Annotated in this window: 10 protein-coding genes; 8 read left to right on the top strand and 2 right to left on the bottom strand. The window is 69.3% G+C overall.

Features of this window, described 5'->3' with window-relative positions; genetic code table 11:
* The first annotated feature begins 129 nt into the window (after positions 1-129).
* Positions 130-1,137, top strand: coding sequence for a cupin-like domain-containing protein (locus tag F8M74_RS03060; protein ID WP_141252842.1), 1,008 nt, complete (start codon positions 130-132; stop codon positions 1,135-1,137).
* A 27-nt stretch (positions 1,138-1,164) separates the two neighbouring features.
* Here F8M74_RS03060 and F8M74_RS03055 read toward each other — a convergent pair whose 3' ends face one another.
* The gene (locus tag F8M74_RS03055) at positions 1,165-3,909 is read right to left on the bottom strand and encodes a CHAT domain-containing protein (protein ID WP_141252841.1); all 2,745 of its coding nucleotides are present in this window, start codon (positions 3,907-3,909) and stop codon (positions 1,165-1,167) included.
* 451 nt (positions 3,910-4,360) lie between these two features.
* On the opposite strand from F8M74_RS03055, the gene F8M74_RS03050 reads away from it, so the two are divergent.
* Positions 4,361-5,395 carry a heparin lyase I family protein gene (locus F8M74_RS03050; protein ID WP_141252840.1) on the top strand — a complete coding sequence of 345 codons (1,035 nt, stop codon included), beginning with the start codon at positions 4,361-4,363 and terminating at the stop codon, positions 5,393-5,395.
* Between the two features lie 62 nt (positions 5,396-5,457).
* Here F8M74_RS03050 and F8M74_RS03045 read toward each other — a convergent pair whose 3' ends face one another.
* The gene (locus F8M74_RS03045) at positions 5,458-6,006 is read right to left on the bottom strand and encodes a MarR family winged helix-turn-helix transcriptional regulator (protein WP_141252839.1); all 549 of its coding nucleotides are present in this window, start codon (positions 6,004-6,006) and stop codon (positions 5,458-5,460) included.
* 101 nt (positions 6,007-6,107) lie between these two features.
* Here F8M74_RS03045 and F8M74_RS03040 point away from each other — a divergent pair, with 101 nt between their 5' ends.
* From F8M74_RS03040 to F8M74_RS03015, 6 genes are all read left to right on the top strand, one after another.
* Positions 6,108-6,341 (top strand): hypothetical protein, encoded by a 234-nt coding sequence (locus F8M74_RS03040; protein WP_090485340.1) that lies wholly within the window; start codon positions 6,108-6,110, stop codon positions 6,339-6,341.
* Between the two features lie 37 nt (positions 6,342-6,378).
* Positions 6,379-6,915 carry a metal-dependent hydrolase gene (locus tag F8M74_RS03035; RefSeq protein ID WP_141252838.1) on the top strand — a complete coding sequence of 179 codons (537 nt, stop codon included), beginning with the start codon at positions 6,379-6,381 and terminating at the stop codon, positions 6,913-6,915.
* Between the two features lie 36 nt (positions 6,916-6,951).
* A complete protein-coding gene (locus F8M74_RS03030) occupies positions 6,952-9,048 on the top strand; it encodes a mucoidy inhibitor MuiA family protein (RefSeq protein ID WP_141252837.1) in 2,097 nt (698 codons plus the stop codon).
* Between the two features lie 15 nt (positions 9,049-9,063).
* Positions 9,064-10,632 carry a mucoidy inhibitor MuiA family protein gene (locus F8M74_RS03025; RefSeq protein ID WP_141252836.1) on the top strand — a complete coding sequence of 523 codons (1,569 nt, stop codon included), beginning with the start codon at positions 9,064-9,066 and terminating at the stop codon, positions 10,630-10,632.
* A 292-nt stretch (positions 10,633-10,924) separates the two neighbouring features.
* Positions 10,925-12,403, top strand: a complete 1,479-nt coding sequence (locus tag F8M74_RS03020) for a HAMP domain-containing sensor histidine kinase (RefSeq protein WP_141252835.1) — start codon at positions 10,925-10,927, stop codon at positions 12,401-12,403.
* On the top strand, positions 12,385-13,752 hold the full coding sequence (locus F8M74_RS03015) for a sigma-54 dependent transcriptional regulator (RefSeq protein WP_141252834.1): 1,368 nt from the start codon (positions 12,385-12,387) through the stop codon (positions 13,750-13,752). Before F8M74_RS03020 ends, F8M74_RS03015 begins: the two co-directional genes overlap by 19 nt.
* Position 13,753: the final 1 nt, after the last annotated feature.

Below are 13,753 nucleotides of genomic sequence, written 5' to 3'. Positions count from 1 at the left end.
CCTCGCGATGGGGATGGTCTGAAAGCTAGACATGGATGATACGGCAACACGTACAGTCCTTATCATGACACGCGCCAACCCCGTGCATCTGACGGGGCAACTCGCGACATGGAATTCACGGAGTTCTGAATGAGCAGGGAAGATTCGCGCCTGGCATTGGAGTGGCACACCTGGCTGGCGGAGAACCTCGCCCTGGGCGTGAGCGCGGAGGACGCGCAGCGGGTGCTTGTGGATGCGGGCGTGGAGGCTTCGCTGGCGCAGCGGGAGATCGCCGCGGCACAGGCGCACCCCTACATGGTGGCGGCGCGGCGGATTGGCCGGCGCTACGAGTGGCTGGAGGCGATGGCGGACCTCTACGCGGAGCTGCACCGCCAGTCCGGCGCGGTGACGCTGGAGAAGCGCCGCGGGGTGAGCCCGGAGGAGTTCTTCACCCGCTACTACTTCGGTCACCGGCCGGTGGTGCTGCAGGGCTTCATGGAGGACTGGCCGGCGATGCGCCGCTGGTCGCTCGCGGACTTCCGGGAGCGCTTCGGGGACGTGGAGGTGGAAATCATGTCCGGGCGCGACACCAACCCGGACCATGCCTCGCAGCCCGACAAACACCGCCAGGTGGTGAAGCTGCGCGACTACGTCCAGCGGGTGGAGACGGGCGGCGAGACGAACGACTTCTACATGGTGCCGCGCAACGAGAACTGGAAGCGCGACGGACTGGCCCGGCTGCGCGAGGACATCCGCGCGCCCGCCGGCATCATCGACCCGGAGCTGCGTCCCGACATGACGACGCTGCTGCTGGGACCGCCGGGCACCGTCACCCCGCTCCACCACGACAACATGAACGTGCTGCTGGGCCAGGTGATGGGCCGCAAGCACGTGCGGCTGGTGCCGTCCTTCCAGCGCCACCTCGTCTACCCGCGCCATGGCACCTTCAGCTCCGTGGACGCGGCGAGCCCGGACGCGGCGCGCTTCCCGCTCTACGGCGAGGCCACCGTCCTGGAGGGCGTGGTGGAGCCGGGCGAGCTGCTCTTCCTGCCCGTGGGGTGGTGGCACTGGGTGCGCGCACTGGACGTGAGCGCCACTGTCACGTTCCATCATTTCCAGCTCCCGGGAGGCAACACGCACCTGAGGACTCCGCAGTAGACGGCCGCACCGCGCGGCCGCCTGCACTCAATATGACTCCACGAGGATGACGTGCCGGGTCCACCCGGCACGGCTGTCCCGCTCCAACCAGCGCTGACGCTCGTCCCGCAGCGCCACCGCCGGCGCGGCCCCTTCGCGAATGCGGCGCCGGACCCCATCGAAGAAGCGGCCGGCGGCATCCGGGATGTCCACCGTGGAGGCCAGCACCGCCCGCGCGCCCGCGTCGATGAAGGCCGCGGGCAGGCTGAAGGGCTCGTGGCTGGTGGTGGTGCTCGCCGCGCGTCCGGCGCTGCACGCCGCCAGGAACACCATGGGCGCCCCCGTGAGCTTCTGCTGCCGCACCACGTCCGCGGTGAGCGCGTAGCGGCCGCTCGTCTCCGGGGACAGCACCACCAGCGACGCATCCGAGAGCGCCGGGTCCATGATGCCGTGGGCGTGGATTTCGATTTCGGTGGCGTCCCGCATGTCCGCCAGCACGCGCGCGGGCGTGGCGTCCGAGCCGGACAGCACCTGCAGCGGCACCGCCTCCGGCTCCTGGGAAGGCAGCCACGGAGGAAGCCGCGGCAGTTGGAGCAGCGCGGGCGCATCCACACTGGAGATGACGAGCCGCCGGGCGTTGGGCGTGGTGCGCGGCTGGGCCGTGCGGCCGAGCCGGAAGCTCCAGGGCACCTCCGGCGGCAACACGTCCGTGCGGCCGAAGACGGGCGGCCAGGCGAGCACGTCCACGCGCTCGCAGCCACGCAACACCTCACGCAGCCGATCCGGCACCAGCCGCGAGGTGTCCGCGCGGATGAATGGCCCCTGCCGGTCCGTCTCGTAGTGGCCCAGCACCTGGCCTTGCGTCCCGCGCGCCACCAGCACCGTGCGCTCGCCATGCACCGCCGCCGCCAGGGCGCAGCGCTGAGGCACGGGCGTGCCAAGCTGCGCGGCCATCAACTCCAGCGCCTGGGTGTACTCGCCCGCCTTGCCCGCGTCCGTGACGAGCGACGAATAGCTCAGCGCCCAGGCCTCGCGCGCCAGTGAATCTCCCCGAGGCAACGCCTCCGCCTCGGTGATGGTCTGCCGCAGCAGCGCCAGCCCCCGGGCTCTGTCGGAATCCAGCAGGAAGCGGCCCTCCACGTAACGGGCATACACCGCGTCGCTGGGCATGGGGTTGCTGTGGTCGGCCCACGTGAGGGCCTGCCGCAGCAACGCCTCGTCCCCAGGCTTCGGCCGGGTGCGCGACAGCTCCGCGAGGTTGACGGCGAACAGCAGGCTCAGCGGCTCGTTCTTGCAGGCGGCGTTCGCGTCCACTTCGCGGCGCGCGTCGTCCATGCGGTTGTCCAGGTAGTACGTGTGGGCCAGGTTCTCCCGGGGCCAGACGCAGTTGCCGTGCCCACGGGCGGACCACTCCTCCACATAGGCACGCGAGCTGGCGAAGTCCCCGCGTGAGCGGCTGATGGCGGCCAGCGTCTCCAGGGCGGTGAACTCCATGTCCCATTCCCGGAGCTGACGCGCCCAGGCCCAGGCGGTGCGGGCATGCTGCTCGCCCTCGGTGAGGCGCTGGAGGTCGGCGTAGAGGATGCCCAGGCGCAGCTCCAGGTCCACGCAGCGCGCGGACAGGCCGCCCTCGCGGCAGCGCTGGAGCGCGTTGAAGATGCGCTGCTCGGCCTTCCACCACTGGCCCTCGGCCGTCTCGCGGATGGCCTCCTCACGTTCGATATAGAGGTTGAACCAGGGGTCGTTCTGGCGCTTCGCCCGCTCCACCACCTGCGACACCATGCGGCGCGTGGCCCGCGTGTGCTGGGCCGTGCCCAGGAAGAGGTCGTCCTCTCCCGACGCCAGCACCCGCTCCAGCAGCTTGTCCGGCTGGTTCAGCTTGCCGCGCACCAGCGACGCATACTCACGCGACAGCGCGCCGCGGCGCGTGAAGTTCCGGCCGCTCACCCGCTTGACGTAGTCCGTCAGCGTGGAGCCGCCGTGGCCGCGGTCCAGCTCCTGCGCCAGGGGCAACAGGGCCAGGACGCGCTCCTTCGACGGCGCCGCGCGGACCACTTCATAGAAGGCCTGCCGGACGATGCCCGGGTCCTTGCGGGCCGCCTCCAGCGGAAGAGGTGCCTGAGGGTCATCCACCAGCGCCAGCGTGGCCTCGCGCGCTTCCTTCCACCGGCGGGCGCGCTCCATCGTGGCGTCGCGCTGCTCACGGGCGTTGGCCTTCGCCTCGCGGCTCCAGCCCGACTCCCCCATCAGCGCCACCTGTTCGAAGGTGTCCGCCGCCTTCATCGTGAGCCCCATCGCCTGGAGCACCAGCGCGCGGTTCCACATGGCCTGCGCATGCTTCGGCTGCGCCTTCAGCACGCCGTCCAGCAACCGCAAGGCCTGCTCATGCGAGCCGCGGGCGAGGTACACCGCGGCCAAATCACTGTCGCGGTCCGGAGAGGCGGGCATGCGCTCCAGGAACGAGGCCGCCTGGTTCCACTCGCCCTGAAGGGCATACGCGGAGGCGATACCGGACAGGTCGCCCGCTTCCTCCAGCCGGGCGAGGTCTCGCAGTGGGATGGGTTCGGGAGTGACGGGGCAGCCGCCCGCCGACATGCGTGGCCGGTAGCGGTCCGCTTCGGGGTGCGTGAGCCGGGCCTCGATGCGTGACGCGGAGCGGCGCTCCGCCCAGAACTGCGCTGATACAGGTGCCCCGCTTCCCTTGGAGGGCGTGCGGGCAAGAAGGACGGTCAACACCAAGACGGGCGTGGCCAGCGCCAGGACCAGGACTTTGTCGTACGCCGGCTTCAACATACTGCCCCCTCGGGCGCCATCCCCCAAGCAGCCGCCCAGCTATCGCGTTGTACACCATCCACCGCTCTCCACCGACTTCCGGGGAGGCTGGGCGACCCGAAACAGACGCCTGGCTCATCGCCACCTGCGGCATTTCTCCCGCTTTTTCCAACCCACCTCCCCGACTGCCCGCCCACGATTCGCCGGGTGGTCAGGCCGTGAACCAGGCGGCCTGACCTGGAGACGGCTTGCGCCGAAAACCTTGAGTGCAGGTCCTCCGCGCATCCCTTCGGAATCACTGTCTCCTCGGAGGAAAAAGCCAGCATGACGCCAGAGGCCCGCCCGTCAGGCAGCCCTCTACCTGAGACGGCGGACCCACGTCCGCCTGAGGGTTTTACGAGAGGACACGAGCGGGAAGTAGCACGTCCGCCTGAGTGTCCCACTGCGCCAACCTGGAACGAAAGGACCTCGCTTGACGCAGCTGCTTCGACTCGCCGCCCTGGTGTCTCTGATTCCCTCGTTCGCCTCCGCGGACGTGGTGTGGAAAGGCGACTTCGAGACGGGCAATACCTCGCAGTGGACGCGCAGTCAGAGCGTCTCCAACAACCGTCTCCAGGTCGTGACGGATGTGGTCCGCGAGGGCCGCTATGCGCTGAAGGCCACGGTGCGCCAGGGCGATGACCCCATCAACGCCAGCGGCAACCGCAATGAACTGCTCTACATCAGCCAGGAGAAGACGGACTCCACCTGGTACTACAAGTGGAGCACCCTCTTCCCCGCCAACTACCCGCTCGATGACAGCTGGCAGGTCTTCGCGCAGTGGCACCAGGAGGGCTGCTGCGGCTCACCGCCGCTGGAGTTCTACGTGCGCGGCGAAGAGATGCACATGCGCGTGGGCGGCGCGAAGGGCAAGGTGCTGTGGACGGCCCCGCTCAAGCGCGGAGACTGGAGCGACTTCGTGTTGCAGGTGAAGTGGTCGCCCAACGCGAAGACGGGCTTCGTCCAGCTCTGGCACAACAACGAGGTCGTCGTGCCGAAGACCTACGTCGCGACGCAGTTCGGCAAGGAGATGAACTACCTGAAGCTGGGCCTGTACCGCGACGACGCCATCCGTCCCGAGGCCAGCGTGTACCACGACGGTTTCACCATGGCCTCGACGATGGAGGAGGTCATGCCGCCGCCGGAGCCGGCCCCCGCGCCGGAGCCCGAGCCCACCACTCCCGCGCCGGAGCAGCCAGGTGAGGACGCGCCGTCCGAGGAGCTCCCCGACGAGCCCATCGTCCGGACACCCGACACGCAGCCGCAGCCCCGCTGGGACGTCACCACCCCCGAGGACGTCCTCTCCGGGGAGCGTCCGCTGGGCGCCGACGGGGCGCGGGGCTGCAATGCCTCCGGCGGCGGAACGGCGGGTGTGCCCATCACCGCCGCGGTGGGCCTGCTCTCCTTCGCCGCGCTGTTCGCCCGCCGCCGCAAGCCAGCACAGGCTCGCGCCCACGCGAAGCACTGAGCGGCCTCGGCATCGCGGGGCGTGTCGGTGATACGGCAGGCCCCGCGCGGCAAGGTCGTGCGTCAGGGCTCCTTGAGCAAGGGGAGCCCTGAGCTGACCTTGGCCAGCAACGTCCGCAGCGTGGTGCGCTCCTCTTCACTCAAGGGCGCCATCAACGCGGCAATCCGCCGGTAGTGGTCCGGCAACACGCTCTCGATGAGTTGCCGGGCCTTGGGCGTGAGGCGCACCGTGTACATGCGGCGGTCCTCCGGATGGTCCTCGCGGGAGATGAGGGCATCCTTCTCCAACGTGTCCAGCAGCCCCGTCATCGTGGCCCGGCTGACGCCAGAGCTCTCCGCGAGGTCCGCGGGCGTGAGCCCACTCACGCGCTCCACGTCGTCGTCCTCGGTGGTGAGCAGTCGGACCAGCACCATGAAGCGCCCCATCGACAGCCCGTGACGGCCCAGGTGCGCCTCATAGGCCCCCGACAAGTCGTGCGAAGCCCGCAGCAACGTGATGCACGTCTCGATGGCGCTGGCGTCGAGCTCGGGGAAGCGCAGCGCCAGGCGCTGGAGCCGCTCGTAGCGAGGCATCGCCGCGGACGTCGGGGAAGTGGGAGATCGAGTAGGCACGGCACAGGCCTCGTAAGGCCCCTAATGATTTTAGGCAATCAGAAAGGGCGCGCTCCGCACCGTGGGCTGGCGCCTGCTGACCCGGGCGTTATGAACAGGCCGTGCTGGATGTGAAGGACGCGGCCGTGCAGACGGCCCTGCGCCGCGCGTGCGAGGAGGTCGGCTTGCCGGACTCGCTGCGGGGCTGCGTGTATCCCCTCCTTCGCGACCCGGAGGGTGACTGGCCGGGCTGCTGCGGTGGAGGCTGCCACCCGTGTGCCTCCTCCCTGGTGGACGTGGCGATGCGCACGCTGGAGCTGCTCGGCACGCCCCGGCGCGCGCCCGTGGTCGGGTGAGGTGAAGTGAGGCCGGACAGCGGCATAGGCTGCGGGCATGAATCCCATTGTCCATGCCGAGCTGGCCTGGCTCGCGGCGCAGGGCCTCAAGGAGCGCAGGGACCGCATCCTCGTCACCTGCGCGGGACTGGCGCCGGACCTGGACGGACTCACGCTGCTCGCGGGCGAGGCGTATTACGTCCGCTATCACCACGTCATCTTCCATGGCTACGTGGGTGCCATCGTCACGGCGGTGGCCTGCGCGGCGCTGGCGCGGCAGCGGCTGCGGGTGGCGGCCCTGTCCCTGTTCACCTTTCACCTGCACCTGCTCTGCGACCTCGCGGGCAGCGGCCCGGGCTGGCCCATCTACTACTACTGGCCCACGAGCATGCGGGAGTGGTTCTGGGAGGGACAGTGGAACCTCGCCTCCTGGCAGAACGCGGTCATCGGGCTGGCCACCACGTTGCTGTGTCTGGCGTGCGCGCTGCGCTTCCGACGCACCTTCGTGGAGGTGTTCTCCGCCCGGTGGGACGCCGAAGTCACGCGCACGCTCCGGCGCCGGTTCCTCCGTGAGGATTTCGTGCGGGAACCATGACGTGATTGTCCATGCGTCCGTCGCCAGCATGGACGCATGCTCATCCTCGGACTCGGGTTGATGGCAGTGGGCGTGCTGGGGGCGTCGCTCGAAGCCCCCGTCACATCAGTCACGGTCTACAGCGACCAGGCGCAAGTGGTGCGCTCCGGCAGCCTCACGGTTTCCGGCTCGCGGCGGGTGACGTTTCCCCGGCTGCCCAAGAACGTGGATACGGATTCCATCCGCGTCGAAGCCGAGGGCGCGGAGGTGTCCCACGTCGACGTGCGCATCGTGAAGGGAGAGGCCTTCTCCCATGACGAAGCCCGGAAGCTCATCGCGAGGCTGGAAGACGTCGACGTCGCGCTCGCGCGCATCGCTGCGGAGCGCAATGTCCATCACTCTCAGATTGAAGCGCTCCGACGTATTCGCCCCACGGTGCCGGGTGACGGCGAGGCGACACGGGCGCAGACGCCCCCCTCCAGTTGGAGCACGGCCGCGGCCTTCCTCGTTGACAACATCGCGCGGCTCGACGCTCGGATGCGAGAGCTGGAGGCACAATCCGAGACGCTCAAGAAAGAACAGCAGCAGCACAAGGAGCGCGCCTCGACGTTGGGCAAGACGTTTGGCGAACCGGGTGTCGAGGTGGGCGCCACGCTCACGGGCAAAGGCGCCACGAAGGTGACGTTGACGTACCTCACCACCGGGGCCCGCTGGTATCCCCGATATGAGTTGCAGCTCCAGCCTGAGTCGCAACGGATGCAGATGGCCTTCTACGGCCGCGTCAGTCAGGAGACGGGTGAGGATTGGGAGGGCGCGCGGCTCACGCTCAGCACCGCCCTGCCCTCCAATGCCACCGCGATGCCGAAGCTCAGCACCTGGAAGTTGGGCGTCCGGGAGCGCTTCATTCCCACACCCCATCCCCATCAAGAGTCCATTCGGCCCGCGCAGGCCGCTCCAGACAGCCAGCCCAAGGTCACGGCATCGGCCGATCAAGCACTGCGTGGGCAGTTGCTATTCCTGGCTGGAGCGCAGGCCGGGGAGCAACCCGCGCCCACGCAGCCCCAAGCCCCCGAGCCTCCTCGGGAAAAGGGCCGGGGCACCATCCTGGGCACCGTCATCGACGCGCAGTCCCGAAAGCCGCTTTCAGACGTGGTCGTCATCGCGACGGCCCCCTCGCTCGAGGGGGACTACGTGACAGTGACCAACGCCAAGGGTGAGTACCTCATCCCCGGGATTCCCGCGGACCTCTACACCTTGCGGTTCGAACGCGAGGCGAACAAGCCCTATGACCGCAGCCACATCCAACTCCGTCCGGCCCGTACGATCCGCGTCAACGTGGAGTTGCTATCCGATTCCCTGCGCGAAACCATCGGAATCAATGGCCGCGGGCCCATCATCGACGTCAGCTCCTCCATGGCGGGCGTCAATATTGACGTGACGTTCGTCCACAGGGACTCCATCCCGCAGGACGTGGGACTGAGCCCACCGCCTGCCTGGCGGCCCCCCACATTCGCCCCGGAGTCGCCCGTCGCCGTCGCGGGGGGCTACAACCTCACCTTCACCTCGCAGCATCGGGAGACGCTTCTCAGCGGCAAGGGTGAACGCAGCCTGCCCCTGGTCTCCGAATCCTGGCCCGTGCAGGTGGAGCGACAGGTGTTCCCCGCGCTCTCGCCAAACGCATACCTCGTCGCGACACTCAAAGGCGCCGCCCGGACCGTGCTTCCCGGCGGTGACGCGTCGCTCTTCGTGGGGACCGACCCGGCCGGCTCCGCGACGTTGGAGACGCTCGTCCCCGGCGGCACCTTCACCCTGCCGCTGGGCATCGACCGCGCGGTGCGCAGTGCCCGCAATGTGCGGCTCGTCGAGGCGGAGAAGGGCTTCATCTCCAAGGAAGAGGTGGGTACCTACGAAGTCACCATCGAGGTTCCCAATCCCTATCCCTTCCCGCTGGCAGTGAGCGTGATGGACCAACTCCCGCTCAACACCGACGGCAAGGTGGAGGTGGCGCTGGTCCGCGCCGTGCCCTCCGTTCAGCCCGACGCGGGAACGGGGAAGCTCCAGTGGAACGTGACGGTGCCCCCGTCCAGCAAGTCCACCGTCACCTTCCAATACACCCTGAGCCGCCCCAAGGGCTGGCGTCTGTACCAGAAGTAGCCCGAGGACCGAACCATGCCTGCCCTGTCCCTGACGCTGTGGGCGCTCGTCGCGTCCGCCAAGGTGTCCACCGTCGTGGTGTACCCGGACCGTGCGCAAGTCACGCGCGAGCAGACCGTGACGTGCCGAGGCCCCACCAGCGCCCGTTTCGAAGCCGTCCCCCTGGCCGCCGCAGCCGACAGTGTGCGTGCCCGCGCCACGGGCGCCACAGTGGAAGGCCTCATCAGCGAGGAGTACACGCGAGAGGAAGCCCATCGCGAGGAACGCGCCCGCCTGGAAACCCGCCTGGGCGCCATCCTCCGTGAGGAAAAGGCCCACAACGACGCGGTGGCACGAGTGAGCGACCTGAGAACGCTCGCGAACGGCTACACGGATGTCGCCGTGGACCGCATCACCCGGGAACTGACGGCTTCTTCAAAGCCTGACCCACGTGCCTGGGAAGCCGCCCTCGATTCGGCGTTGGCCGTGCGGCAGCGCGCGATGACCGAGGCTCTGGAGGCGAGCGCCAGGCTTCGTGCGCTCGAGAAACAGCGCTCTCAGGTGGAAGCCGAAATAGAGATGCTCCGGCTCGACACCGAACGACAGGAACGCCGCGTGGAGGTGCGCCTGTCCTGTCCCGAGGGAACGCGGGCCCGCGTGGAGCTGACCTATCTGGTGGGCCAGGTTTCCTGGACACCTTCCTATGAGGCCCGCGCGAACGAGAACACCCGGACGATGGAGTTGACAACGCTGGCCACGGTGCGCCAGGCCACCGGCGAGGATTGGACGGAGGCGAAGCTGGTGCTCTCCACGGCGCAGCCGCAACGGGACGCGACGCTTCCGGCAATCCGGCCCCTGACCGTGTTCGCGGAGGAACGGACGAAAGAGCGCCGGGTGTTGGTGCGCCGCGACGAGCAGCCACAGCACGCCCACGCGGGAGGTACCGACAACACCGCGCGTTCGAAGGGACTCGAATCCGTACCACAGGGCCTGTCCGTGCAACTGGTGGCGCCGACCCCCGTGAGCATCCCTGGCGATGACAGCGCCGTGCGCGTGCAGGTGGCACAAACCCGGCTCAAGGCCGCGTTCCACTGGCGCACCATCCCCAAGCTACACCCCGTCGTCTTCCGCGTGGCCCGCATGAACAACGCCGCCGCATTCCCGCTGCTGCCCGGCGACGTGGACCTCTACCGGGGGACAGGCTTCATCGGCCGCCAGTCCCTGGAGCACGTGGCGCAGGGCGCACCCTTCGAGCTGACCTTCGGCGTGGAAGAAGGCTTGCGCGTGGAGCGCCGCGTGGTGGAGGAACTCCAGCGCCCCAAGGGCCTGTTCAAGGACACGCAGCGGTTCCGATACGCCTACCAGTTCACGCTGAACAACCTGCGCGCGCACCCGGAAGAAGTGGAGCTCTCCGAGCACTTCCCAGTGTCCGAGTTGGAGGACGTGAAGGTGGAGCTGGAGCCCGAGACGACGGCTGGTTACACGCTCCAGTCCAACGACGGCATCGCGACCTGGAAGGTGAAGCTGGCTCCGGGCGAGAAGCGCACCCTGGACTTCGCCTTCCACGTCGACGCCCCGTCCAGCTATGAAACGAAGGGGCTCTGACGGCTTGCCCGGGGCATCCTGCCCCTCTCCGGGGCAATCTGCCCCGCCCAGGGTGGGACACGGCACACGCGTCCCCGAGTGAGGCCCCGCCCCGCATCCGTTGGCACAGCGGATGCTTTGCGTGGGCCCAAGGAAGCACGTCCCGCCCGCCCCGACAGCCGGCGAGGGCTCGTGCGGCAAACGCCGCCTTCCTTGTTGCAGCACTCGCGGTACGTTGTGAGAACCCACCTCCAGTCCGTGCGCTCCCTCCCCTCGAGGCGCACGGACCGGAGCAGCCTCTTTCGAACCGCCCGTGAGACTCGCCCGCAAGTTCACCCTCGCCCTCGTCCTGCTCGCCATCGCCGTCATGGCGGGCTTGCAGTACGTCCAGGTCCGCCGCGAGCTCGAGCGCTCCGCCCTGGACATGCAACATGACCACCGGTTGCTCGGCCACACGCTCGCCGGCTCCATTGGCAAGGCGTGGCAGCTCGCCGGGGAGCGTGAGGCGCTCACCCTGCTCCACCAGGCCAACCGCTTCCAGGAGCAGGTCCACCTGCGCTGGGTGTGGCTGGATGGCGGCCCCGGCACCCCGGCCCTCACCGGCTTCCCACCGCGCCTGCTCTCGTCCCTGCTCCAGGGCAAGGACGGCTCCATGGTGGACCCCGCCGTGGACCCCGGCCTGCTGCATTCGTACACGCCGGTGCTCATCGGCGACCGGCTGGGCGCCATCGAAATCACCGAGTCGCTGGGCGAACAGCAGAAGTACGTCAACACCGTGGTCATGGGCACCTTCGCAGCCACCGCCGCCATGGCCATTGGCTTCATCGTGGCCGCCATGGCCATGGGCCGCCGGCTGGTGGGCGAGCCGGTGGACCAGCTCGTGTCTTTGGCCCACCGCATCGGCGAGGGAGACCTCACCGCCCGCGTGCCGCTCCCGCAGCGCCGCGGCGACGAGCTCACCACGCTGGCCGGCGCCATGAACCGCATGGGCGAGCAACTGGAGGAGACGCGCTCGCGCCTCGCCACGGAGACGGCCGCGCGCCTGTCCGCCGTGGACCACCTGCGTCATGCGGACCGGCTCACCACCGTGGGCAAGCTGGCCTCCGGCGTGGCGCATGAGCTGGGCACCCCGCTCAACGTCGTCATGGGCCGGGCGAAGATGATTTCCTCCGGCGAGGCGGAGGGCGAGGAAGTGGGCGAGTGCGCGCAAATCATCTCGCAGCAGGCCCAGCACATGACGGCCATCATCCGTCAGCTCCTCGACTTCGCGCGGCGAAGGAAGCCGCACCGCGCGCCGGAAGACGTGCAGGGCCTGGTCGAACGCACCCTGTCGCTGCTGCGCTCCATGGCGGCGCGCGGCAGCGTCACGCTGGAGACGGACATCCCCGCGGGGCTCACGGTGGAGGTGGACGCGGGCCAGGTGCAGCAGGTGCTCACCAACCTGGTGATGAACGGCGTGCAGGCCATGAAGCAGCCGGGCACGGTGCGCGTGCGCGCGGCCCACACCCGGAACACCCCGCCCCCGGATGTGGGCGGGCCCGAGGCGGACTACGTGCGCCTGGACGTGGAGGACGAGGGCCAGGGCATCCCCGAGGACGTGCTGGCCTACGTCTTCGAGCCCTTCTTCACCACCAAGGACGTGGGCGAGGGCACCGGACTGGGCCTGTCTGTCTCCTATGGGCTCATGCTGGAGCATGGCGGCTGGATTGCCGTGCGCAGCGAGCCCGGACGAGGTAGCTGCTTCTCCATCTACCTGCCAAGGGGTGAAGACACATGCCAGGCCGCGTCCTAGTCGTCGAGGACGAGCGCGAGATGCGCGCGATGTTGGAGAAGGGGCTCACGCGCCGGGGCTTCACGCCCGTGGCGCTCCCGTCAGCGGACGAGGCCCTGGTGCGGCTGGCCGCCGAGGACTTCGACGTGGTGCTCACCGACCTGCGCATGCCCGGCATGGACGGGCTGGCGCTGTGCGAACGCATCGCCCTCAACCGCCCGGACATCCCCGTGGTGGTGGTGACGGCCTTCGGCAGCCTGGAGACGGCGGTGGCCGCCATCCGCGCCGGCGCGTACGACTTCGTCACCAAGCCCATCGACGTGGACGCGCTGGTGCTGGTGCTGGAGCGCGCCGTGCAGCACCGCGCCCTGCGTGAAGAGGTGCGCAGGCTGCGCCAGGAGCTGGGCCGGCGCGAGGACAGCGGCACCGTGGTGGGTGAGAGCCCCGCCATGAAGCAGGCCTACGCGCTCATCGACCGCGTGGCGGACCTGGACTCCACGGTGCTGATTACCGGCGAGAGCGGCACCGGCAAGGAGGTGGCGGCCCGGGCCGTCCACACGCGCGGGCGCCGCAAGGACGGGCCCTTCGTCGCCATCAACTGCGCGGCCATGCCGGAGGCCCTGTTGGAGAGCGAGCTGTTCGGCCACGCCAAGGGCGCCTTCACCGACGCCAAGGCCGCGCGCACCGGCCTGTTCGTCCAGGCCAACGGCGGCACCCTCTTCCTGGACGAGGTGGGCGAGCTGCCCCTCACCCTCCAGCCCAAGCTGCTGCGCGCCCTGCAGGAGCGCACCGTGCGCCCGGTGGGCGGCGACACGGAGGTGTCCTTCGACGCGCGCATCGTCGCCGCCACCAACCGCGACCTGGAACTGGCCGTGGAGGAGGACCGCTTCCGCGAGGACCTCTACTACCGGCTCAACGTCATCGGCGTGGAGTTGCCGCCGCTGCGGGCGCGAGGCAACGACGTGCTGGCCCTGTCCCAGCGCTTCATCGAGCAGTTCGCCTCGCGCACCGGGAAGCGCGTGCTGGGCCTGTCCCCCGCGGCGGCCCAGCGGCTGCTCGCCTACGGCTGGCCGGGCAACGTGCGCGAGCTGCAGAACTGCCTGGAGCGCGCGGTGGCGCTCACCTCCTTCGAGGAAATCACCGTGGACGACCTGCCCGAACGCGTCCGCAACTACAGCCAGCCGCGCGTGGTGCCGGAGACACAAGACGCCTCGGAGCTGGTGACGCTGGAGCAGTTGGAACGGCGATACATCCACCGCGTTCTGGAGGCGGTGGGCGGGAGCCGCACGCTGGCGGCGCGCATCCTCGGGGTGGACCGCAAGACGCTGTACCGCAAGCTGGAGCGCGACGACGACACGCCCAAGGGCTGAC

The sequence above is a fragment of the Myxococcus sp. CA023 genome, assembly GCF_010998615.1.
GTDB lineage: Bacteria > Myxococcota > Myxococcia > Myxococcales > Myxococcaceae > Myxococcus.
This window is presented reverse-complemented; position numbering and strand designations above follow the sequence as displayed.

What these genes read in the sequence shown, in the direction of transcription:
- F8M74_RS03060 (WP_141252842.1), top strand. Translation starts at nt 130, where the DNA reads ATGAGCAGGGAAGATTCGCGCCTGGCATTGGAGTGGCACACCTGGCTG.
- F8M74_RS03055 (WP_141252841.1), bottom strand. Translation starts at nt 3,909, where the DNA reads ATGTTGAAGCCGGCGTACGACAAAGTCCTGGTCCTGGCGCTGGCCACG.
- F8M74_RS03035 (WP_141252838.1), top strand. Translation starts at nt 6,379, where the DNA reads ATGAATCCCATTGTCCATGCCGAGCTGGCCTGGCTCGCGGCGCAGGGC.
- F8M74_RS03030 (WP_141252837.1), top strand. Translation starts at nt 6,952, where the DNA reads ATGCTCATCCTCGGACTCGGGTTGATGGCAGTGGGCGTGCTGGGGGCG.
- F8M74_RS03025 (WP_141252836.1), top strand. Translation starts at nt 9,064, where the DNA reads ATGCCTGCCCTGTCCCTGACGCTGTGGGCGCTCGTCGCGTCCGCCAAG.
- F8M74_RS03015 (WP_141252834.1), top strand. Translation starts at nt 12,385, where the DNA reads ATGCCAGGCCGCGTCCTAGTCGTCGAGGACGAGCGCGAGATGCGCGCG.